This window comes from Streptomyces malaysiensis subsp. malaysiensis (assembly GCF_040653035.1).
GTDB lineage: Bacteria > Actinomycetota > Actinomycetes > Streptomycetales > Streptomycetaceae > Streptomyces > Streptomyces malaysiensis.
The window spans coordinates 17,648-39,879 of record NZ_JBEZNG010000002.1; the positions used below are offsets into that span (position 1 = coordinate 17,648).

The window sequence follows — 22,232 nt, forward strand, 5'->3', positions numbered from 1 at the left end:
CAGTCCTCGCTCAAACCCCCCGCAGGCTGACGGCGTGCAGCTTCATCGTGGGTGGCGGGGCGGAGGGCTCCGGGGTCAGATGCAGCCGGTGGATGTCCTCCTGCTCGGGCGCGGGCAGTCCGGCCCGGCAGTCGCACGGCTCGTCGGTGAAACCGGCGAAACGGTAGGCGATGTCCATCATCCGGTTGCGCTCGGTCCGGCGGAAGTCGGCGACCAGATGGACGCCCGCGTGGGCTGCCTGGTCGGTGAGCCAGCCGAGGATCGCCGAACCTGCGCCGAACGACACCACCCGGCACGACGTGGCCAGCAGCTTCAGATGCCAGGCGCGCGGGTGCTTCTCCAGCAGCTCCAGGCCGATCGCACCGTGGGGCCCGAACCGGTCGTTGAGCTTGGTGACCAGTACCTCATGGCGTGGATCGGCCAGCAGTCCACGCAAATCGGTGAGCGAGTAGTGCACCCCCGTGGCGTTCATCTGGCTGGTGCGCAGCGTCAGCTCCTCCACCCGGGACAGGTCCTCCTCGGTGGCGCGTTCGATGCGCATCACGAGTTCCAGGGAACGCAGGAAGTCATCACTCGGCCCCTGGAAATCCGCCTCGGCCGCCTTCCGCTGGAATCCGGCCTGGTACATCTCCCGGCGGCGGCGCGCGTCCACTGTCACCCTCGCCGGACTGAACTCCGGCAGGGCGGCGAGCTCGGGCAACCGCTCGGCGGCGTAGCAGCGGACCTCCGGGAGATGGAACTGGACTTCCGCCCGCTCCGCAGGCGTGTCATCGACGAAGGCGATCGTGGAGAGCGCGAAGTTGAGTTCGGCCGCGATCTCCCGCACCGAATCGGACTTCGGTCCCCAGCCGATGCGCGGAAGAACGAAGTACTCGGCGACGCCCAGCTCCTCCAACTGCTTCCACGCCTGGTCGTGGTCGTTCTTGCTGGCGACCGACTGGAGGATGCCGCGGCTGTCCAGTTCGGCGATCAAGTCGCGGATCGGGGCGGGGAGCGTCACCACGCCGTCCTCCAGCAACGTGCCCTGCCACAGGGTGTTGTCGAGGTCCCACACCAGACACTTCACGATCGAGGTCTGTTCAGCCACGGCTCTTCCTTGTCTCATGTCGCCGTCTCGTGGCGCCGCTTCATATCGCCATCTCGTGGCGCCGTCTCAAAGTGTCGTCTGTGGCGCCGTCTCAAAGCCCCGGCATCGACACCGCGTGGTCGGCGAGGATCAGCTGGCAGATCTCCGTACTGCCCTCGATTAGCTCCATGAGCTTCGCATCGCGGTAGGCGCGCTCGACCACATGGCCCTCGTGCGCGGCCGCCGAGCCCAGGACCTGCACCGCCGCCGCGGCACCCTGCGCGGCTTGGAGAGCGCCCACCTGCTTGGCGAGGACGGTGGCGACCACCATCTCGGGAGAGCCGTCGTCCCAGCACCGGCTGGCGTGTTCACACACCCGGGTGGCGATCTGCTCGGCGGTCAGCAGGTTCGCCAGGTGGCGGCCGACGAGCTGGTGGCCGGCGAGCGGCTTGCCGAACTGCTTTCGGGTGCGGGCGTGTTCGCGGGCGGCGTCCAGACAGGCCCGGAGGATGCCCACACAGCCCCAGGCGACCGAGATCCGCCCGTATGCCAGCGCGGTGGTCACCAGGAGCATCAAGGGCTGTCCGCCGCCGAGTACCGCACTGGCGGGCAACCGCACATCGTCGAGTCGTACATCCGCGTGGCCCGCCGCCCGGCAGCCGGACGGCTGCGGGACCCTGCTGACGGTGACACCCGGAGCCGACGCGGGCACCACGACGGCGGCCGCCCCGGAGCCATACCGTCCCACGACCACGATCATGTCGGCGTAGTGAGCGGCGGTGGTCCACACCTTCTGCCCCCGGACGGTAACGGTGTCACCGTCCGGTTCGATGGTCGTGGTCATCGCCGACAGATCGCTACCCGCCTCCGCCTCGCTGAACGCGACGGCGGCGAGCTTGCCACCGGCCAGTTGTGGCAGGTATTCGGCGTGCTGTAGCGGGCTGCCCAGGCGCTGGATGGTCCAGGCGGCCATGCCCTGCGAGGTCATCACGCTCCGCAGCGAGCTGCACCGACTGCCGACGTACGCGGTGAACTCGCCGTTCGCCGCGCTGCTCGTCCCCAGCCCGCCGAAGGTCTCCGGCACCCCCGCGCACAGCAGGCCACGGGTGGCCAGCGTGCGCAGCACATCATCGGGGATCAGCCCCGCACGGTCCCATTCCGCGGCCCGGTCCCCGACGAGGTCGTCGATGAGCTCCCGGGCCCCGGTGAGCGTCTCGGTCTCAGGCATCGGCGGGCTGCTCGACCCCGCGCAACCGTGCCACCAAAGCGGTCATGGCCTGGACGGTACGGAAGTTGTCCCGCTTGAGGTCGTCTCCCAGGATCTGCACGGAGAATGCCTGTTCCAGATGGACGACGAGTTCCATCGCGAACATCGACGACACCAGTCCGGATGCGAAGAGATCCTCATCGGCGGGCACTTCCGCCTTCACCCGGCCCGATACGAACTGCGTGATCGCCTGCTCGATCCCCTCGGCGGTGACCGCCTGGTCCATACTCACGAAAGCACCTTTCCATAGTCGTAGAACCCGCGCCCCGTCTTACGCCCCAGATCACCGCGGCGTACCTTCTCCATGAGCAGTTCACAGGGCTCGAAGGTGGGATTCCCGGTCCGCTCGGCCAGCAGCCGAAGAGCGTCCGCGAGATTGTCGAGTCCGATCAGATCGGCGGTACGCAGCGGACCGGTCGGATGGCCGAGGCAGCCGTGCATCAGCCGGTCCACGGCCTCGACGCTCGCCGTGCCCTCGGCCACGACCCTCGCCGCTTCATTGATCATGGGATGCAGCAGCCTGCTGGTGACGAATCCCGGCGCGTCGCGCACGACGACCGTCTTCTTCCCCAGCCTCTCCAGGACGGACAGGATCGCGGCCATGGCATCGTCGCCGGTCTGCGGGCCGCGAATCACCTCCACCATCTCGATGAGATAGGCGGGATTCATGAAGTGCACCCCGGCCAGTTCCGCGGGCCGCTGCACCGACTTCGCCAGTTCGGCGATGGGAATACCCGAAGTGTTGGTGATGAGCGGGACCCCGGCGGGGACCGTGCTCGAGATGTCCGCCATGACCCGCGCCTTGAGCGAGGCGTCCTCGGTGATCGCCTCGATCACCACGGCGGCATCCGCGACATCGCTGGTGGACTGCGTCGTGGTCAGCGTTCCGGGGGCCGGGGAGCCGGGGAAGGCGCCCATGAACTGCCCGTGCCGCAGCTGCTGGGTGATTTCCGCCCGGGCGTTCCCGAGCACCTCTTCCGAGACGTCGACCAGCACGACGTGCACCCCACGGCCCAGCGCCAGTGCGGTGATACTCCGCCCCATGACCCCCGCGCCGACAACCGCGATCGTGTCCGATGGGGTATGCCCCATCACCCGCCTCCAATCGTCATTCAGGATGAGCGCGCCCTCCTGAGGCACGCAACAGGCGAATGCCATATATGGATGACAGGCCCTCGTCGCAATGGCTTGTTTCGCGGGAAACGGTAGGCCAGAGCTGGGCCGATACGGAAATTGACGAGAGCTTCCTAGGGAGATTCTTAGTGTTCTTCGCAAGGTGGAGGTCGCGAGGAACGTACACGGCTGTCTTTCCATCGCCCTTGCAGGTCAGAGCTTGATCAACGATCTCCGCGCCCCGCCCCGGGCCATCTGACCGCCCCGGGCGCGTCGGGCAGCGCGCCAGCAGCACGGCCGCCACTGAGGACAGCCGTCAGGCGGTGGGACACGGGCCGCCGCCGACGGCACATCGCGGCGAACCCCCGCCGCCCCGAAGCCGGCTGGCGGTGGCCCGTGACCTTCATAGGGCGCCGTCAGGTCCAGGCTCGGGCCATACGAATGCCGCGGCCGTGTACGCCTTGCCGATCGCCACCTCGGCGGGCGAGAACGGAGTTCCGTCCATCCGGGCGAAGGCGAGCGGCAGCGGCACGCGCCCCGGTGCCGTCCGGCTCGTTGGCGGCTTCAGGCCGGTTCCTGCTGGAGGGCGAGTGCATCGGTCTGGAGCGCGGCGAGATCGACGCAGCCGGCGGTGGCCAGGCCAAGGAGGACGTCGAGCTCCTTGCGGTCGAAGGGGGCGCCCTCGGCGGTGCCCTGGACCTCGACGAAGCGCCCGTCGCCGGTGCAGACGACGTTCATGCCGGTCTCGGCGCGGACGTCTTCCTCGTAGCAGAGGTCGAGGAGCGGGGTGCGGTCGACGATGCCGACGCTGATCGCGGCCCGCGTTCGATGGTGACGGGACGCAACTGTGCGAGAGTTCGACCGTCGATGCGAGGCATGGCGGTGAGTCTATCCGCGGGCGGGGTCCTGGGGTTCCTGCGTACGGGAGTTGGCCCGATCTGTGGGGTAGGACCGGCGGTCGGTTACCCCGCGCTGCGTTGTACGGCTCTGCACGCGCCGACGTCAGTCTGGGCCTAGACTTGCCCGGTGCCCAAGGACTCCTCCCCCAACCTCGTCGTAGTCGGCTTCGACCCCGCATGGACCGTTCGGGGCAAGACCCTCACCACCGATATGTACGACCTGCTCAAGCCGCTCGCGCTGCACGTCGAACACATCGGCAGTACGGCAGTGCCCGGCATGGCCGCGAAACCCGTCTTCGACCTCCAGGCCGGTGTCCGCGACCTCCAGGAGGCACAACACGCGTTCGCCCCGCTGCTGGCCGACCGCGGTTTCGAACTCACGCCGTACCGCCAGGACCATGTCCCGGCCGGCAGCGACGACGATCCCGCCCACTGGACGAAGCGGCTGTGGACCCGGCGTAGCCCTCGGGAGCCGGATGTCAATTTCCACGTGCGGGTGGCCGGCTCACCCAATGAACGGCTTGCTCTTCTCTTCCGCGACTGGCTTCGGGCTCACCCGGCCGCGGTTCCGGCCTACGCACGCTTCAAGCAGGTGCTGGCCGGGGCCGTGCCCGACCTCGCGACCTACGCTGATGTCAAGGACCCTGTCGTCGACTTGGTCATCGCCGTTGCCGAACCCTGGGCCCGGGCCACGGGTTGGCGGGTGGCTGACGCACTGACGCCCCGGACCTCTGCACAGCACACCTGAGGCCGAATGCCCCGACCGGCTCGGCGCTCCGGGCCGGGTATGTGCGTCCCCGGGCCGTGAGCCGCGTGGTTGTGCTGCGGCAGCGTGGTCGGGAGCCCCTAGGCGTTGGCGTTCCGGGGTGTGTCCGTACGGGCGATCCAGGCGACCCACTGCGAGACCGCGTTGGTGGCGTAGCAGCCGGGGGGCAGGAAGAGGGCGATCTCGCAGGCGTACCGTCCTGGTGTGTCGCTGTCCTCGCTCGTGCGGTCCACCCGGATACGGGTCTGTACGACCGTCCGGCGCAGTCCCTGGGTGCACCGGATCGCCGCGTTCGACCAGCGGTAGCGCTCGTAGGGTAATGACGTCGCGTGCCGCAGCAGGGCCAGTACGTCGTCTCTGTGTGTCGTGAAGACATAGGGAAGCCCCTCCCGGAGGGTCTCGTCCAGCGGGTGGTGGCTGACCTTCTTCACCAGTGCGGCGAGTTGGCCGTTCCATACCCACGAGGCTCGCGCACACAGGTAAAAGGCCCGGACCCGGGGGTCGATCCGGTCGAAGAACCGCGCGGCAGGTCCGGTGAAGCGCCGGGCGTGGTCTGCTTCCGGGGACTGGGACTCCCGAACCAGGGCGAGGGCCGTTCCGTAGTCCTCTTCGAGCAGGGCGCCGCCGATCTGATGGGTGGTCCGGGGGCCGCCGGCCACGCCGAACCGCTGGACATCGTAATAGTTGACGAAGAACAGGTTCTCGGCTCGCTCGCCAAGTGCGCCGAGGGTGGTTGCGAACCCGCTGCTCAGACCGCGCACGGTGATTCTGAAGGCGTTGCCCTCCAACTGCCCGGCGCGCAGGTTCAGATGGCCGTATCCGTGGGTGGTGAGTGTCATCGTGCGCGCACCGGAGGCGTGCCGGGCGTTGAACTCGGTGATGGCATCACGGGGCAATCTCCCCCGGCAGGCTATGTGCTGCTCGGTGACGGCGTCCTCGTCCTTCAGTCCCGCCGTCGACAGGTCGGAGGCGGAGACGCCGCAGAGGGCGGCTATGCACTCGAGCGCCTCGAAGGTGGTGTATCCGCGCTTTCGCAGCCGCAGGTACTGGTAAGGGGCGTCTGGATCGTCCTGAGCGGGTAGGACGATGCTTTCCTGGACCACGAAGTCGGTGTCGTGGGCCTTGAGGACGGGGTACTCCACGTTCACTCCGTTCCTTCCGTTCGGGCGGATTTCCCCGGTCCGGGGCGGTCCGGGGGTGCGGTGCGGGCCGGCGGGGGTTCCGGTGGGAGCGCGGAGCCACGCAGGAGGGACGCGGCCGTGGCCGCCAGACACAGACAGAAAAGGGCGACCAGCGCCGTCTGGTAGCGGCCGGCGAGAGCTTCCGGCGAGCCGTTTAGGTCGAGGGCGGAGAGGGTGGTGCCCCGGCCTTCTCCGGACTGTCCGTGTCCCGTCACCAGCGTCAGGGTCAGGACCGTACTGATCAGATAGCCGGTGTTCTGGAGCAGGGAGCGGACGCCGTTGGCGATGCCGCGTCGGTACGCGGGTACCAGCGACAAGAGCGCGTCGGTGTTCGGCACCCCGAACAGACCGGCACCGGCGCCCGTCAGGAACAGGCCCAGCCCGGTAAGTCCGGCTGGTGCGGGCGGGCCGAGCGCCAGTGCCAGCAGAGCGATGCCCAGTGCGGATGTCGCTGTGCCCGCGCTGGCCAGCGTCCGCGCCGGACAGCGGGTGGACAGGTGCCCCGCCAGCGGAGAGGTGAGCATGGAACCGACGGCCATGAGCATCACCTGGAAACCCGCGGACAGGGCGTCCAGATGCTCAAGCGTTTGCAGGTACAGGGACATCACCAGCACGACCGAGAAGTACGACGTCGCCGTCAGGAAGGCTGCCAGCAGCGCCATCGTGCGGCGCCGGTCGCGGAAGAGCCAGGAGTCCAACAGGGGGTAGCGGCGACGGCTCTGGACGAGGGGGAAGACGAGGAAGGCGGCCAGGGACACCGTCGCGCTCAGGACGACGGTGCCACTGGTCCAGCCTCGCGGGCCGCTCTCGGTGAGGGCCAGTGCTCCGCCTCCCAGGAACAGGACCGACAGCAGGGCGCCCGCCAGGTCGAACCTCTCCGAGGGGCCGGAGTTACGGTCCGGACGGAGGATGTGGGCCGCCCGGCCGAGGGCGACCAGACCTGTCGCTCCGCTGACCCAGAAGATTCCTGACCAGCCCCAGAGGTTCGTCACGGCCCCGCCCAGCAGGGGCCCGGCCGCTTGGGTGGCTGAGATGAGCGTCGCGTTGACACCGAGGGCCCTGGGCAGTCGCTCGGGCGGGAACGAGTCCGCGAGCAGTGCCGTGGTGTTGGCGACGATGGCCGACGACCCCACTCCCTGAAGTATCCGGCCGAGAATCAGGAACCGGGTATCCGGGGCGAGGGCGCAGCAGACGCTGGCTGCGGCGAACACGGCGACACCTGTGAGATAGAGGCGCCGCCGTCCGAACAGGTCCGCGAGACGGCCCCAGACCAGCAGCAGGACGGTGCCGGCCAGCAGGTAGCCGAGAACGATCCAGCCGGCCTGCGCGGCGGAGGCTTGGAAGTGCCGGATGATGCCGGGCAGCGCCACGTCGAGGCCGCTGGTGTTGAGGCCGGTGAGCAGGGCGGTGACCGAGGTCACCGAGATCACACGGCGGCCGTAGCGGCGGCTGTGCGCCGGATCCTCGGCCGGGGCCGTGAATACGGTGTCATGGGTGCGGCTCAAGGAATGAGGCCCTGCTTCGTGGTCATGGGGGTGTTCCACCGTCCGGAGAGGTGACGGCGTGCCGGCCGCGCCCTGTGCGGGGTTCTTCCCGGGAGGCCGCCCCGGGCTTTCCCCCATCCGCGCCGTATTGTCGCGCTTGGCTGCCCGGCGGTCACTTGTGCGCGCCCGGCGCCGGACGGCCCGCAGTGGTGTCGGCCGCGGGGTCGACGAAGTGCAGCAGGAGGGTGCGCCGGTCCTGTGAGGCGTCGGCGGAGACCGGGGTGACGCAGTGCCAGGACTGGCCGGAGCGGACCAGCAGGACCGAGGAGCCCTGATGCGGCGTGATCTCGGCCCTTACGTCGTCGGGCGCGGGCGACCCGAGGATACGCAGTGTCCCCTGCCAGTTCGCCGGCCACTGGGAGTTGAAGTACCAGAGCTGGGTGACCACCTTGTCGGGCCGGTCGGTGTGCGGCGAGATCCAGTAGCCGGGGCCATAACGGACGGCCCGAGCCTCGATGAAGCAGCCCTCCAGCCGGCAGCCGGTCGCCTCGGCCACCGCCGCGCGGTATTCGGATGAGGCCAGTTCGTCGACGAGACGCCGCCACAGGGGGGAGAGGGCGAAGCGGCTGCCGGCGACCGGACGTCCCTGGGCGATCAGCGGCAGGTTGCGCGTGCGGTAGGTCTTTCCCGTTTCGCGGTCGGTCCGTTCGGTCAGCCGGAAACCTCGGGTCGGGAACTCCGTCTCCAGCCTGTGTGCGGTTCGCCCCTGGGCACCGCGCAGGGTGTCGGGCAGTTCCGCCCAGCGATAGGGCCGCTCGGTGAGCTCCGCCCGGCGTAGGGCGGGCAGGTCGAGCACCGGGTCGTAGCCGTCGGACCAGAGCGTGTCTGTGGGCCGCGGGCCGTCGGTCATCGTGGTTCGCCTCCTTACTCCTGGGAGCCCGGTGGATCCGCGGGTGCGGCGGTGGTTCCGGGGGTGATGCGCGCGCCGAGGGAGCGGAGTTTGTCCGGGAGCCCGGCATAGCCGCGGGCCAGATGCTCCACGCCGAACAGCCGGTGTGAGGTGCCGACGGCCAGGGCCGCGAGCAGTAGCGTGGCGGTGGCGCGCAGGTCCGTCCCCCGCAGAGGTCCTGGCGCCTGGTGCAAAGGGCCGGGATGGATGTGCAGTTCCTGCCCGTGCACAGCCAGCCTGGCGCCCATGGAGCGCAACCCGTGGACATAGCCGAACCGCCCCGACCAGACGGTCTCGACCAGTGTCGAGGGCCCGGAGGCTGCCAGCAGGAGCAGCGCGAAGAGCGGTTGGGCGTCGCTGTAGACGAGATGGGAGGCGGCGACGACCCGATCGGGTGCGAGCGGCCCCGCGGCCGGCCGGATGCGCAGCAGATCGCCGTCCCAGGTGAGCGGGACCCCGATCCGCCGCAGGTGGCGCAGTTCCGGGGCGAGCCCGTCCCGTACCACTTCGGGGCGCGTCAGCCGCAGGGTCAGTTCCCGGCCGAGTAGCACGCTCGCCGTGGCGAAGGTGATGACCTCCAGCAGATCGGAGGGCAGGACGACTGAGGCGGTGCCGATGGGGCCGTCCGCGCCCTGGATCTCGATGGTGTTCGGTGTCATGTCCACAGCTACTCCGGCCTGTGCCAGCACCCGAACGAGTTCCTGGACGTCGGGCTTGGGATAGGGGTGCCTCAGGACGGTGGTGCCGCGAGCGGTGGCCGCGGCCAGCAGCGCGGTCTTGGTGGCCCCCGAGTAGTGGGGGCCGGTGGGCAGCCCGTGGTGGGGGTCGGGAGCTGAGAAGTCAGCGAGGTCGATCACGGCGCCGCGCAGGCCCCGTGGGGCTGTCGCGATCAGCCCGGCGCCGTCCGTGCGACAGATGGCCCCGAAGCGCTCCAGCACCTGGGCGATGTGCTCCACCGGCCGGCCGCCCCCGCGCCCTCCACCGATGCGGCAGCCGCCGTGAGCCCCCGAGTCCACCCGCCCGTTCCGGGCCAGCAGGACGGGCAGCAGATACGCGCCGCCGTGCACTTGGGCCGACAGGTCGGGCGGGACGCGATGGCCGGTCAGAGGGGCCGCGTCGATACGTATCCGCTCCGCGTCCTCGTCGACGTCCACGCGTGCGCCGAGAAACCGCAGCATGCACGCCAGTGCCTGACGGTCGGCCAAGTCCGGGGCGCTGTGCAGATGCCAGGGTTCCTCCGACAGGCCGGCCGCCGCCATGCAGACCACCATGAGGTGCTTGAACCCGGACATCCGCAGCTCGCCGGAGATCGGTGGTCCGGCCTCGATGTCCCAGTAGGGGACGTGGCCGGCCGGGGCGCGGGTGGGTGGGACGGGTATGGCGGTGTCGCGCGCCATGTGCTCATCGGGGGACACGGAGGGGGTCAGCCGAGGTTCCACATCTCCACCTGACACGTCAGTCGGAACTGCGGGGCATGGGCGGCCACCGGGGCGACCGCGTGCCAGGAGCGCTCGGACCGGGCGAAGACCACTGAGCGCCCGCCGCCGGGTATGACAGTGGCGTAAGGGCTGATGGACAGGTCGGGGCCGGTCCGTACCTCGAACTGGCCGCCGTGCTCGCGCCTCCAGTCATCGTTGAGGTAGATGACATGGGTGGCGCGCTTGCCGGGCTTGTCGGTGTGCGCGGAGATGCGGTCCCCGCCCCGGAAGACGAAGAGACCGATGTCCATCATCGTGTCGGTGACATCGATGCCGATGGTCCGATTCACCCAGTCGCGGTAGGCGTCCGACTGGAGGCGTGAGACCAGTTCGTGCCACTTCTCGCCCACCTTCGCCATACCGGGTTCGTGTGCGCCGCGGTGGATCAGAGGGAGGACCGCCATCCGGTAGGTCTTGTCGCCGTCGCCGGTGCGCTCGGCGGGGTGGAGGTCCTGAGGAGCGGGCAGCTGCTCGCGCAGGATCCGGGCGGTCGGCTCCGGGATGACGGAGTGGGCCACGGCCCACCGGTACGGTTCGTCGTGCCGTTCCACTGGCGCGTTCAGGTCCAGCAAGAGCACGTCCTCTCTGTCAGCGGTGGGCAGGTCTGTCAGTGATGGGCAGGAGGGGATACCGGGGCGGGCTCCTCGGGGGGCTGTGGCGCGCGTGCCCCGTAGGAGACTTCGGGGGTGCCCTCGGAACCGGGTGCGCGGCTGCGGAGGATCTGAACCTCGGTGAACGCCTGCCGCTGTCCGGTCGCGATGTCCCAGACGATCCCGGCCACCCGGACGGGGTCCATCATGGCGCCGAAGTCCAGGTCGAGTCCCGTGTGGAAGTCCGGTACCGCCAGGCCGCCGGGGTTGATCAGGGTGATCCGGTTCTCGGGGTGCGCGGCGCGCATCTCGGGTACCAGGTTGCGCACCAGGGTGGCTTGTGCCGCCTTCAGCCCGCAGTACAGCGACTCCCGCTCGCGTCGTTTCCAGGAGGACGAGGACGCGATCGTGATCAGGTGGACGGGCCCCGCGGTCCTGGCCAGCAGCCGCCGCAGGAAGAGCACCGGGCCGGTGAACAGCAGCCGGGTCAGCTGCTCCACCTCGCACTCGGTGGTTTCCACCAGTGGCTTCTTCAAGAACGCTCCGGCCACCCAGAGCACGTAGCAGGGTTGCGGGACGTCGACGGAGACGGTCCGTACGCTCTGCGGATCGCAGAGGTCCAGGAACCGGGGCAGCAGGCCCTCGTCGTCGGGGAGGTGCGCGGCAGAGCGTCCGTAGACGACCGTCCGCAGTCCGCGCTCCCGCGCGGCGAGTGCCAGTGCGCGGCCCAGACCGTGGGTGCCACCGATCACCGCGGCGCCCCGGAAGGGGCCGGCGGCAGGCGGAGTGGCGGAGGACGGCGGGCTCATACAGGTCTCCTGTCGGTGGGTGTCGAGGCATGTGCGGGCGGACGCCGGCGGGATCGGAGGCCAGGGGCTTCTGCGCCCCGGAGGAAGAGGCAAGGACCTGGCCGCAGCGGCAGGTGCCGTATCGGGCGGACCGTCACGGCTTTCTGGGTGTCCCACGGCTGACCTTCTCCTTGCCTCTACCGCCGGGCGGAGGAACCGTCCTGGCGGTACGCCGCTGAGCGGCGGGGAGGACGTGCGGTGTGTCCTTGGTACTCAGGTCCGGGCCCTGGGCCCGGACCGGGATGGCCGCGGATCCGTGAGCGCGGACGCGATGGCCACCAGGTCGCCCGTGGCGGCCCCGGCGCTGATCAGCGCGGTCCGTACACTGCCGTGCCGCTGACGCAGCTCGGCGAGCCAGGTCCGCATGATCACAGCCGGTGTGTCGAGGTGTGTCAGGTAGTCCTGGCGCGTCCAGCCGTGCGCCCGCCACTTGTGCTCGAAGCGGTCGAGCAGCGGACGCAGAGCCGTACCACTGGCCGCGTAGTCCGCGACGATCATGTCGTCGGGTACTCCGGCCAGGGAGAGCAGGGCGGCGACCACCACCGCGGTGCGATCCTTGCCCAGATGGCAGCAGACCAGGAAGGGTTCGTGGGCCGTTTCGGCCAGGGTGCTGAACAGCCCGGGGATGTTGCCAGGGGCGCTGTTCATGAGAATGGCGTGGTAATAGCGTACGTATTGGCCGGGGGTCGGCCGGGGGGCATGCACGATGTCACGCGGATAGCCGGCGAGTGGAGTACGGGCCCAGCGCACACCGTGCGCGAGGAGCGCGGCCGGACCACCTGAACGCTTTGCCTCCCCCCGCGACCGGAGATCGATCACGTTGCTGAGGCCATGACGCGTGGCCAGTTCGGCGGCGGTATGCGCGTCCATCTCTCCCCCGGCCCCCGCGCGCCAGATGCGGCCGGGAACCACTCCCGGAGGTGTCACGGCGCGGAGGTTGACCCCCGTGGGCACGAGCCGTGGTACGTACGGGGAAGGCGGCGGGGACGCACTCATGGGGCGGGCGACGCGCATAACCGGGGGCGGGGGGCCAAGGCGTGTGGGATGTCCATCAGTTGAGCCCTCCAGGAGGGATGCCGGTGCCGGGGCGGGATGCGGCCGGGTGGTACGTCGGCGCGATGGATGTACACGGGAGTGACGTGGCTGTGCATCAGGGATAGAGAAAATCGCGGTTCGCGGACCGGAAGGCGCGTCGGCGGGAGAAGGCGGGTCCGGAGGGCAATGCGACGGACGCGGAGGTGGGGCGTCGCAGGAGCCGCTCGGACGCCACGTGGGCCGCCAGTTTGTGCGCCCACGTCTCGTGCCCGTCCTCGGCAGGGTGCCGTCCTTTCCACTCGGTGCCGGATGCCCGCAGCACATCGGCCATGGAGCCGTCGGCGTCGCCGAACCGGTAGAAGCGTGACCGCTCCACCATCTTCGTGCTGCCGCTGTCGGCCAAGCCGGCCCGCCCGAGGGTGTCGAAGGAGCTCTCGATGGCGTCGAAGAACAGGTACGGAATCCGGTACAGACACAGGAACGACTGGAGGGACAGCACCTGCGTGATCAGCCGGGCTCCGCACTCCTGGTCGTTCCAGGCCACCTCACGGTAGACATCGATCAGCCTCTGGAGGTCCGGATGCTGATGTGGCTGGTACGGAATGACCTGCCGGAACTCGCCGTCCACGTAGAATTCGCGGCGCATCGCCCCCGACCAGCCGATGACGATCAGCAGATGCCCCTTCTCCGCATCCTCACGATGCTCGGCCAGCCAGTCGATTGTGGTGCGTACGATCCGGTCATTGGAACCGGAGATCACCGCGTCATTGACCACACGATCGGCGTCCAGGAATTCACCGAGCCGGGCCGGCCAGGAATGATCTTCTCTATAGCGCTGGCGTACGGGGTCGGGGTCGGCATCGTCTACCAGCTCGGCACCGTAGGTCATGGAGCAGCCGTTCGCGTACAAAAGCATGACTCACCTCCAGTGCGTCATATGTACGTTACATATGGCCGACTCGGATTGAAGCACTCCGCTATCCGGGACGGCAACCACGGCCGAGTTCCGTCCAAGCCCGCCTCTCGATGCTTTGAGCCATATGCAGATATGGCCGGGCGGGGTCGTTCGTTTGCGCCGACCGTCTGACCTGGACTTTTTTCACGGCATTCTGGCCGACCGGTAAGAAATCAGTCCTTCGGTCAGGGCGGCCCGTTGTGGGCCTGGTTCAGGAGGAGTAGAACGCATCCTGTGGTTCCGGTGCCGCCACGGCAGATCATTTCCGCTCCGGCGGGTCGCACCTCCGCGACGGGAAACCTGATCTTGCGGACACTCGCCACCACACCGGCAATGCGGTCTTCTTCCCGGTCTTGCGGTGCTCGCCCTGGCCGGGGCGAGCACTGATGACCGGGCAGGAGACCGAAGGTCCGAGCCATCGACACCAGGGATTCCCTATGACTGACGTGCTGCTGATCTGGCCGCCCCACGTACCGAGCTACTTCAACGCAGGTCACCACAGCCCGCTGTACATGGTGGCCGGATATCTGCGCCGCCAGCCCGCCACAGGGCGGGTGGACACCTGCGAGGCCGGCACCTTGAGTATGAACTGGAAGGGTGTCGGAGACCTGCTCCATCAAGGCCGCTACGACGTCATCGCGGTGATGAACGATTTCGACGCAGTGGATGGCCTGGAGCGATTCATCGAGTACGCGCGGGAACTTTCCCCGGACAGCCGACTGATTACTTTCGGTCGGCTCTCCAGCCTCAACCACGGGTTTTTCCGACAGTTCGACCTGGACGCGGTCGTGCAGTCCGGGGACTACGAGTGCGGAGTCGCCGAATACGTGAACACACTCTCGCGATCCGGTCCCCCGTACATCCCCCCGGCCGGATTACCCGGCGTCGCCGTACGGCAGGGCGAGGGTTGGCTCGAACCTGTCGGTCACGGTGGCCGGCTTGATCCCGAACAGTGGATTCTCCCTGACATCGACGAGATTCCCTACCAAGACTACGATCGCTTCTACGCCAGGGACGAACACAAATTCTGCGGGATACCCTTCCGGCGTGAACTGGTTGTTCCAGCGGCCCGAGGGTGTCCGGTGGGCTGCGATTTCTGCGAAGTCCCGGAGATCTTCGGGCTGCGCGAGCGCCGGCTTCCGGTGGATGCCGTCATCGGCTACATCCGGGACAGTTACGACCGTCACCCATTCGAATACGTGGCCTTCTACGCGCCCACCTTCACCCTTGACCGGCGCTGGGTCCGGGAACTGTGCGAGCGGTTCATCGAGGGTCCGGTCTCACCGCGCTGGAAATGCGCGACCACCATCCACCACCTCGGCGAGGAACTGGTGGCGCTGATGGGCCGGGCCGGCTGTGTCCGTATCTCCGTGGGCCTGGAAACACTGGAGGCGGACGGCCAGGGCGGGCTGCCCCGGAGCAAACGCACCGAGGAGCGGAAGTTCTGTGCACTGGCCGAGTGGTGCGACGCGGCCGGAATCGAGCTGAACGCCTTCATCATCGTCGGACTCCCGGGCACCTCCGCCGAGGGCACGGCACGCACCATCGAACTGGCCCGTTCGGTCGGCGCCCGCGTCCGCCCGACCATGTACACCCCGTTCCACCAGATGACGGCCGACATGACGACACAGCAAGTGGCCCGGTTCAACCGCCAGTTGATCAGCGGTGAGGCGGCAGGCAACGCGACCGCCGACGGGAGCGCGCCACGCCCGGAGGCCGACGCCCGCTACGCCTTCCTCTTCGGCCGGGAAGACCGCCTCACCAGCGTCCACGAACGCATCCCCCAGCGAACCGCTCGGTGACCGCCCCGGAACAGGAGGCGTCCGGCCTCACCCGCGCCATGGACCTCCACGGCTTCCGCTTCCCGCTCGGCACCGAAACGCTCGGCGTGAGCTGGCAGCCCCGCGAGCGCCGCCCCGGCACTCTCAACCTCAAGAGCTGCGAACTCCAGCACCCCTGGAGTGACCGGCTGGTCGGAGACGAACTGGCCGCACTCACGCTGAGGGATACCATCGCCTACCCCTTCCAGGACCGTGTCCTGGACACGCTCTGCGCCTACCACGGCCTCGAAAGCACCAACATTCTGCTCACCGCCGGCTCCGACAACGGCATCGGCCTCGTCGTCGACGCTCTCGTCCGCCCGGTTGGACGGCTGCTCCTCCAGGAACCCGCCTTCGAGGCATGGCGCCATTACGCGGCGCTACGCCGAGTCCGTGTGACAGGAGTCCCCGGCGTCATCGGCACACCCCCCGTGGCAGACCCGAACCCCCTGCTCGACGCGCTGCGCGACGCTCCGGGCCCGTCCGTGGCGGCTGTCACCAATCCGGGCAGTCCCAGCGGGCTGCTGTTTTCGCCGTCCACCATGCGCCGGTTCGCCGAGACCGCCAGAGCTCTGGGGCATCTGTTGGTGATCGACGAGGCGTACGGCGACTTCGTCCATGTCTCCCACGCGCCACTGGTCGCGGAGTTTCCCAACGTTGTGGTGGTGCACTCCTACTCCAAGGCGTTCGCCCTGGCCGGACTGCGTATCTCCGCGCTGCTGGGCCACCCGGATCTGTGCGAACACATCGGCCGCTTCCGCTCCGAGAACGCGGTCGGCGCCCCCGGCGTCGCCCTGCTGGAACGCCTGGCGCCACAGCGCGAGCGCTGGCGGGAGATCTGGCGGGACGTCCGCGCCATCCGGCGGGACTTCGTCGACCGGATCCTGGCCGCCCACCCGGAGTGGCGCGTGCTCCAGCCCGGCGCCAACTTCGCCACATTCTGGTCGCCCGATCCCGCCACCGCGGACGCGGCACGCGACCACCTGGCCGTCCATCACGTCCGTATCCGCTCGCTGTCCGGCGTCCCCGGGTTGGGTGGTTGTTTCCGGGTGTCCCTCGCGGGCCGGCCGCAGATGCGGCGCGTCGCGCGGCTGCTCGACTCGGTGACCGACCGCCCGTCCGCCCGCCGTAACGGACTCACCGTGGAAGAGGGCCCCGCACGGTGAGGAACCGCAGGAAGCCCGGCTCAGCACCACCTCGGCCCCCGCCCGGGATCCGCCCGACGAGCCCCACAGCCATCCCATACGGCCCCAGCGACCTCGGTGTCGCGCACCACTGGAGGTGCCGCCCCATGACGCACATCCTCGGCCTGTCCTGCCGTAGTCACGACGCGGCGGTCGCCGCGATACGCGACGACGAACTGGTCTTTGCGACACACTGCGAGCGCTACAGCAGACGCAAGAACGACGCCGCGCTGTCTCCTCAGGCGTTGTCAGCGGCCCTCACCCACCTGGACCGCGTCGACGAAGTCGTCTACTACGAACGTCCCCTCCTGAAACGCACCCGGCAGCTCCGCTCCGGTCAACTGGGTCTGGCGGCCGACCGGGTCGGACTGCGCGCCTATCTGCGCCGCTTCCCACAACTGCGCGGAGCGCGGGTGCACAGCGTCGACCACCATCACTCGCACGCGGCCGGCGGCTACTACACCTCCGGCCTGCCCGAGGCCGCCGTGGTCGTCGTGGATGGCATCGGTGAGTGGAACACCATCTCGCTGTGGCGTGGACGCGGCGACCGTCTCGACCGGGTGGCCACGGTGAACTACCCCCACAGCATCGGCCTGTTGTACTCCGCCTTCACCCAGCGCGCGGGCTTCAAGCCCAACGAGGAGGAGTACATCATGATGGGCCTGGCGGCCTATGGAACACCGGACCTCGCCGAAGTCATCTGGCAGGACTTCGTCCGTCGGGCGGACTGGCCGCACTTCCGCCTCTCCCGTTCGGTGCACCGCGGCATCGCCGACTGGCGACCGGAGCTGACAGACCCAGCCACGCTTGCCGCCAGCGCCCAGGAGGTGACCGAACGGCTGCTGGACGGGTTGTTCGCCTGGGCGGCCAAGGAGACGGGGTCCCGCAACCTGGTCTTCTCCGGCGGAGTCGCTCTCAACTGCGCCTACAACACCCGCCTGGCCCGCTCCGGCCTCTTCGACACCATCTGGATCATGCCGAGCCCCGGCGACGCGGGCAGTTCGGTCGGATCGGCCCTCGCCCATCTCGGCCGACACATCCGGTGGCCGGGCCCGTATCTCGGCCACGACATCGAGCGACAGCCCGATCCGGAGGACGCCTTCAAACGGCTCATCCGGGGCGAGGTTCTGGCCCTGGCCCACGGCCGAGCGGAATTCGGCCCCCGAGCCCTCGGCAACCGCAGCTTGCTCGCCGATCCCCGTCCGGCCACCGCAAAGCGCCGGGTGAACGAGATCAAACGGCGTGAGCCCTTCAGACCGTTCGCTCCCATCGTCCTGGAAGAGCACGCCCACGCCTATTTCGACCTGCCGGTACCGACCAGTCCGTACATGCAGTTCGTCGGGACGGCATGCGACCCCGGGGCCCATCTGGCCGTATGCCACGTTGACGGCACCAGCCGGGTGCAGACCGTCAACAGGCGGCAGAATCCATTCCTCTACACCCTCCTGCGGCGCTTCAACGAGGAGACGGGCTGTCCGATGCTGCTCAACACGAGCCTCAACATCAAGGGCGAACCTCTGGTGAACACCGCCGAGGACGCCGCCCGGTTCGGGAAGCTCCATGGCATCCCCGTTCTGTGAGCCGCGGCCGGATCGACCGCCCCGGCGGGTCGTCGTACTCGGGAGTCCCGGCAGCGGCAAGACGTCCTTCTGCCACCTGCTCGCCGCCACAACCGGTCTGCCCCTCTACCACCTTGACGATTTCTACTGGTCCCCGGGCTGGTCCCGGCCGACGGAGGAAGAGTGGAACCGCCGCGTCCACGCTCTGTGCGCCCTTCCGCGGTGGATCGCCGACGGCAACTACGCCGCCACCGCGGAACCACGCGTTCACGCCGCGGATCTCGTGGTGCTCTTCGACCGCCACCCTCTGCTGTGCGCGGCGGCGCTGGCACGGCGGTGCCTGCGCCTGCGGCGTGCGGCCCGCACCCGGGCGGCGCCTCGGTGGGCACCGCGCCCTGCCGGACACGGACGCCGACGGTCGGCGGCGACCGGTCGGCCGGAGTACGTGCCACGCCTGCTCCGGGAGGCCGGCGACCCCCCGGTGCTCAGCTTGACGGCGCTGCTCCGCAAGGCCCTGCTCTTCCGACGCCGGGACATGGCCGTCATCCACGCAGCCCTGCACCGTGCCAACACCCCGGTCCACCGCTGCCGCACCCGACGCCAGGCCGCTGCCCTGCTCACCGCGCTGGCGGACCCCGGCCAACGGCCGCCATCGCCGCCCGGAGCCAACCGCCTCGCCGGGCCGCCCACCCCCCACGCGACGGCCACTCCGTTACCGAAAGCCCGGTTTCCGAACCACCTCCCGCCGGGCGGGCCGACCCCACTTGTCCCCGTCCGGCCCTGCACATGCCCGGCCGCCGCCCCCGTGACGCCCCTATGGAGGAATACATGACACTTGCGTCCATGTCGGCCCCGGATCGGCCCAACCGCCCGGAGCAGTCCCGTGGCCTCGCTGAGATCGCCGACATCGTGACCCCCTTCGCGGTACGTGCGGCGGCCACCCTGCGTCTGGCCGACCACATCGCCGCGGGACACACCCGGTTGCACGACCTGGCCGAGGCAGCCGGAGCCGACCCCCGAGCGCTCTCCCGGCTCCTGCGCTTCCTCACCTGCCGGGACATCTTCGCCGAGCCGGAACCCGGCACCTTCGCGCTCACCGAACTGGCCGCGGAACTGCTGACCGATCACCCGGCCAATCTGCGTCAGTGGCTGGACGCCGACGAAGTGGCCGGGCGGCTCGACAGCACCTTTCCCCACCTGGTGGACGCGGTCCGCTCCGGAACCTCCGTCTACGAGAAGGTCCACGGAGCCCCGTTCTGGGCGGACCTGGCCGCTTCACCCGCGCGGACCGAGTCCTTCGACCGACTGATGTCCCAGGTCTCCCAGTCCACCAAGGGAATCGGAACCGCGTACGACTGGTCGGACGTCCGCCACGTGATCGATGTCGGCGGGGGCACCGGCACCCTGCTCCGGGAAATCCTCACAGCGCACCCGCACCTGCGTGGGACAGTGGCCGACCAAGCCGCATCGGTGGCCGAGGCGCGCCACCAACTCGCCGCCCAGGGGCTCGACGAGCGGGGCGACACGGTGGTCTGCGATATGTTCGACCGCCTCCCGACCGGTGCGGACGCATGTCTCCTCTCTCGTGTCCTGGCCGACTGGGACGACGAGAGCGCGGTCCGCATTCTGCGTACCTGCGCTGCCGCCCTCCCCGACGGCGGCCGGGTGCTGATCGCCGAGCGGGTGTTCCAGGACGAGCCGGTTTCGGCCGAGGATCTTTCCGAGACCCGTCGGCTGACCTCGCACGACCTGCGCATGCTGGTCCTCCTGGGCGGCAGGAAGCGTTCAGAGTCCGATTACGCGCGCCTTGCCGGACGGGCCGGGCTCAGTCCCAGCGCGTCCGGCCGACTGCCCGGGGGCGCCACCGTGATGGATTTCCGCGTAGTGGGGAACCCCGGACAGAAGGAGGCACCTCCGCGTCGCAGCAGCGGACAGGGTGCCACACCGCCCCCCCCTGACGAGGCCGGCCGGTGGACGGGTGGCGGTGCCGTCCGGCCCTTCTGATACGCCGGTACCCGGAACGCCTCGGGACGCGTGACGGCTTCGGGACAGGCAGGGAACGATGCCTGACCGGCAGTCCGGCAGTACGCCCCGTGGCCGGGTCGCCGGACCACGGACCATGCCTTCCGTCACGCGCTCCAGGTACGCCAAAGGCCAGGTAGTTGCGGAGACCGGTGCCGGCATGAAAGTGAAGTACAAGGAGACCGCCCGCGGCGGCCTCGCCGTCAACGTCATCGAATGCTGACCCTGCGATGAGGAGGCTGCCGATCAACCTCGGCCTGCCGGAGGATGCGCCGGCCCGCGCCGAACGCACCGAGAACTGGCGAAGACAGCTGGGATCTACCGGCACCAGTCCGCTGTCAGCCAGACCAACCGCCGGACACCGCCCGGAGGAGACGGAAGTAGCGCGGCCCGACTATGGTGGACGCGCGTCCCGCCGAATGCCACAAGCGGGCCGCCATGCCGCATCTCCGGACTCGTCCGCGCGGCGCATCTGGACTCTTCGGGAGAGGCTTGGCAACTGTGACCACGCAGCGACGCAGGGTATCGCATCGTCCGCAGTCGTCGGAGCCCACTGTTATCGCCGTCAGCACAGCCGTCGAGATGGTATGCCGCCTGTATGTCGCCGCGCACGCCGTGACAGGTGACTTTGAGCAGGTACCGGCCAGTGCCGCCGGCACAGTGCCGCTCGACGACGAGACGCACGACCTGCTTCTGCGCTACTTCCAAGCCGATTACGCGGTGGGCACCGGCCTGGTTCGCATCGCGGTCACGCGGGGATGGGACACTGAAGACCGGCTCATCACCGGGGTGACAGCGATGACACCGCGAGAACTCGTCTCCGAGATCCTGGCCTCGACCACTCTGGAGCCGAAAGACCAGACCGCTACCGCCAAGCTGGTCGAGCAGGGCCTGACCGAACCGGACGCACGCCGGTCGGCGGCGTCGAAGATCGCCCGGCGAAACTCCTTCAGTCGCGCAGACGTCGAGAACGCCCTTGCCGAACCTGAGCGGGTCCACGCGGAACTGACCCATCTCCTGAGTAAGTGCCACCTCGGTGCGGCTGGCGAACAGGCAGCAGCCGAGCGCCTCGCCAACCTGGCTGAGGCCGTCAGTGAACTGATCTCTGTGGAGAGCCGGGAACGCACCCTGCTCAAGGTCACCGGCGGCTGGACCGTCAAGGACGACGCCGACCCGGTCGTCCTCGTGCCCACCGAAGCCCTGGGCTCGTTCGTGCTGCCACGGCTGCTGGACGACGGCCGAATGTTGGTGGCATTCGGCCCCTTGCGAGATCGCGACCGGCCGCTCACCCTCGCCGATGCCGCAGAGATCGCCCGAGCGCTCGGCAACGAGCAGCGGCTCGCCATCCTCCGCCACATCAGCGAGGAACCAGCCAATGGTCAGACCCTGGCACGTGCCCTCGGCCTCACCGGCGCAACCGTCCACTACCACACATCGCTGCTGCGGTCGCTCGGACTGATCACCAGCGCCCGGGACGCGCACAGCATCGTGCACTCCCTCGACTCGCACCACCTGCTCACGGCTACCGCCGCGATCGCGAACGCTGTGCTGGGCGAAGACTCGGTCACGGTGGCAACCAGTACCTGACCAGGCCGATCTCGAACAGCAGGGCGGAGACCCCTAGAGAAAAGATTAGAATGTTGTCTATTCTAAGTCCATGGCAACATTCGACCTGCCCCCACTCCCCTGCCCGCGCTCACGTCAGGCCAGCCACTGAGTACCCCTTGGGCAGCCAGCCTTCCCGCGAGCTGGGAAGAGCAGCAGACCGGGTTCCTGCCTCGTCGCGAGGAACGATTCACGGCGATCCTTGACTGCCTCGGCGCCGTGCCGGGTGAGGAGTCCACCGTGCTCGACGCTGCTTGCGGACCCGGCTCGCTCACCCAGCGCATCCTTGACACCTGCTCGCGAGCGCGCGTCATCGCTCTTGACGCGGATCCCGTACAGCCGGCTATCGACCTTCACGACGCCTTCGAGCTCCGAGGCGTCAAGACCTGGGACACCTGGTAGCAAGAGGCG

At 69.0% G+C, this 22,232-nt stretch carries 19 protein-coding genes and 1 pseudogene; 7 read left to right on the plus strand and 13 right to left on the minus strand.

Features of this window, described 5'->3' with window-relative positions:
• Positions 1-10: 10 nt before the first annotated feature.
• The 5 genes and pseudogenes from AB0E24_RS04230 to rph form a co-directional block, all read right to left on the minus strand.
• Complete coding sequence (locus AB0E24_RS04230; protein WP_079255712.1) at positions 11-1,087, minus strand: HAD-IIIC family phosphatase; 1,077 nt, start codon at positions 1,085-1,087, stop codon at positions 11-13.
• A gap of 91 nt (positions 1,088-1,178) precedes the next feature.
• Positions 1,179-2,294 (minus strand): acyl-CoA dehydrogenase family protein, encoded by a 1,116-nt coding sequence (locus AB0E24_RS04235; protein ID WP_100808788.1) that lies wholly within the window; start codon positions 2,292-2,294, stop codon positions 1,179-1,181.
• Positions 2,287-2,559, minus strand: coding sequence for an acyl carrier protein (locus tag AB0E24_RS04240; RefSeq protein ID WP_167746866.1), 273 nt, complete (start codon positions 2,557-2,559; stop codon positions 2,287-2,289). Before AB0E24_RS04240 ends, AB0E24_RS04235 begins: the two co-directional genes overlap by 8 nt.
• A gap of 2 nt (positions 2,560-2,561) precedes the next feature.
• Positions 2,562-3,425, minus strand: a complete 864-nt coding sequence (locus AB0E24_RS04245; RefSeq protein WP_079255714.1) for a 3-hydroxyacyl-CoA dehydrogenase family protein — start codon at positions 3,423-3,425, stop codon at positions 2,562-2,564.
• A gap of 585 nt (positions 3,426-4,010) precedes the next feature.
• Positions 4,011-4,271, minus strand: a pseudogene (gene rph, locus AB0E24_RS04250) (ribonuclease PH); the annotation flags it as partial.
• A 201-nt stretch (positions 4,272-4,472) separates the two neighbouring features.
• On the opposite strand from rph, the gene AB0E24_RS04255 reads away from it, so the two are divergent.
• Entirely contained in the window at positions 4,473-5,093 is a 621-nt protein-coding gene (locus AB0E24_RS04255; protein ID WP_359374820.1) for a GrpB family protein, read from the plus strand.
• Between the two features lie 98 nt (positions 5,094-5,191).
• On the opposite strand, the gene truD is transcribed toward AB0E24_RS04255, so the two are convergent.
• From truD to AB0E24_RS04295, 8 genes are all read right to left on the minus strand, one after another.
• On the minus strand, positions 5,192-6,253 hold the full coding sequence (gene truD / locus AB0E24_RS04260; RefSeq protein WP_359374821.1) for a tRNA pseudouridine(13) synthase TruD: 1,062 nt from the start codon (positions 6,251-6,253) through the stop codon (positions 5,192-5,194).
• Between the two features lie 2 nt (positions 6,254-6,255).
• Positions 6,256-7,797: an MFS transporter gene (locus AB0E24_RS04265; RefSeq protein WP_359374822.1), complete on the minus strand. Its 1,542-nt coding sequence runs from the start codon at positions 7,795-7,797 to the stop codon at positions 6,256-6,258.
• A gap of 151 nt (positions 7,798-7,948) precedes the next feature.
• Positions 7,949-8,686 carry a 2OG-Fe(II) oxygenase gene (locus AB0E24_RS04270; protein ID WP_359374823.1) on the minus strand — a complete coding sequence of 246 codons (738 nt, stop codon included), beginning with the start codon at positions 8,684-8,686 and terminating at the stop codon, positions 7,949-7,951.
• 14 nt (positions 8,687-8,700) lie between these two features.
• Positions 8,701-10,164: a carboxyvinyltransferase gene (locus AB0E24_RS04275; RefSeq protein WP_359374825.1), complete on the minus strand. Its 1,464-nt coding sequence runs from the start codon at positions 10,162-10,164 to the stop codon at positions 8,701-8,703.
• Entirely contained in the window at positions 10,149-10,781 is a 633-nt protein-coding gene (locus AB0E24_RS04280; RefSeq protein ID WP_069869608.1) for a 2OG-Fe(II) oxygenase, read from the minus strand. The genes AB0E24_RS04275 and AB0E24_RS04280 overlap by 16 nt, the downstream gene beginning before the upstream one ends.
• 29 nt (positions 10,782-10,810) lie before the next feature.
• Positions 10,811-11,602, minus strand: coding sequence for an SDR family NAD(P)-dependent oxidoreductase (locus AB0E24_RS04285; RefSeq protein ID WP_359374827.1), 792 nt, complete (start codon positions 11,600-11,602; stop codon positions 10,811-10,813).
• A gap of 252 nt (positions 11,603-11,854) precedes the next feature.
• Positions 11,855-12,655: a tyrosine-protein phosphatase gene (locus AB0E24_RS04290; RefSeq protein WP_359374829.1), complete on the minus strand. Its 801-nt coding sequence runs from the start codon at positions 12,653-12,655 to the stop codon at positions 11,855-11,857.
• A gap of 136 nt (positions 12,656-12,791) precedes the next feature.
• A complete protein-coding gene (locus AB0E24_RS04295) occupies positions 12,792-13,592 on the minus strand; it encodes a DUF6071 family protein (RefSeq protein WP_359374830.1) in 801 nt (266 codons plus the stop codon).
• Positions 13,593-14,068: 476 nt separating this feature from the next.
• Between AB0E24_RS04295 and AB0E24_RS04300 the strand changes: the two genes are divergently transcribed.
• From AB0E24_RS04300 to AB0E24_RS04325, 6 genes are all read left to right on the plus strand, one after another.
• Positions 14,069-15,433 carry a B12-binding domain-containing radical SAM protein gene (locus AB0E24_RS04300; RefSeq protein ID WP_206331003.1) on the plus strand — a complete coding sequence of 455 codons (1,365 nt, stop codon included), beginning with the start codon at positions 14,069-14,071 and terminating at the stop codon, positions 15,431-15,433.
• Positions 15,430-16,617, plus strand: coding sequence for an aminotransferase class I/II-fold pyridoxal phosphate-dependent enzyme (locus tag AB0E24_RS04305; RefSeq protein ID WP_359374832.1), 1,188 nt, complete (start codon positions 15,430-15,432; stop codon positions 16,615-16,617). The genes AB0E24_RS04300 and AB0E24_RS04305 overlap by 4 nt, the downstream gene beginning before the upstream one ends.
• 125 nt (positions 16,618-16,742) lie before the next feature.
• Entirely contained in the window at positions 16,743-18,215 is a 1,473-nt protein-coding gene (locus tag AB0E24_RS04310; RefSeq protein ID WP_359374834.1) for a carbamoyltransferase family protein, read from the plus strand.
• A gap of 807 nt (positions 18,216-19,022) precedes the next feature.
• Entirely contained in the window at positions 19,023-20,198 is a 1,176-nt protein-coding gene (locus AB0E24_RS04315) for a methyltransferase (protein WP_359374835.1), read from the plus strand.
• Positions 20,199-20,717: 519 nt separating this feature from the next.
• Positions 20,718-21,803, plus strand: a complete 1,086-nt coding sequence (locus AB0E24_RS04320) for an ArsR/SmtB family transcription factor (protein ID WP_359374836.1) — start codon at positions 20,718-20,720, stop codon at positions 21,801-21,803.
• 258 nt (positions 21,804-22,061) lie between these two features.
• On the plus strand, positions 22,062-22,223 hold the full coding sequence (locus AB0E24_RS04325; protein ID WP_148666227.1) for a class I SAM-dependent methyltransferase: 162 nt from the start codon (positions 22,062-22,064) through the stop codon (positions 22,221-22,223).
• The last annotated feature ends 9 nt before the right edge of the window (positions 22,224-22,232 follow it).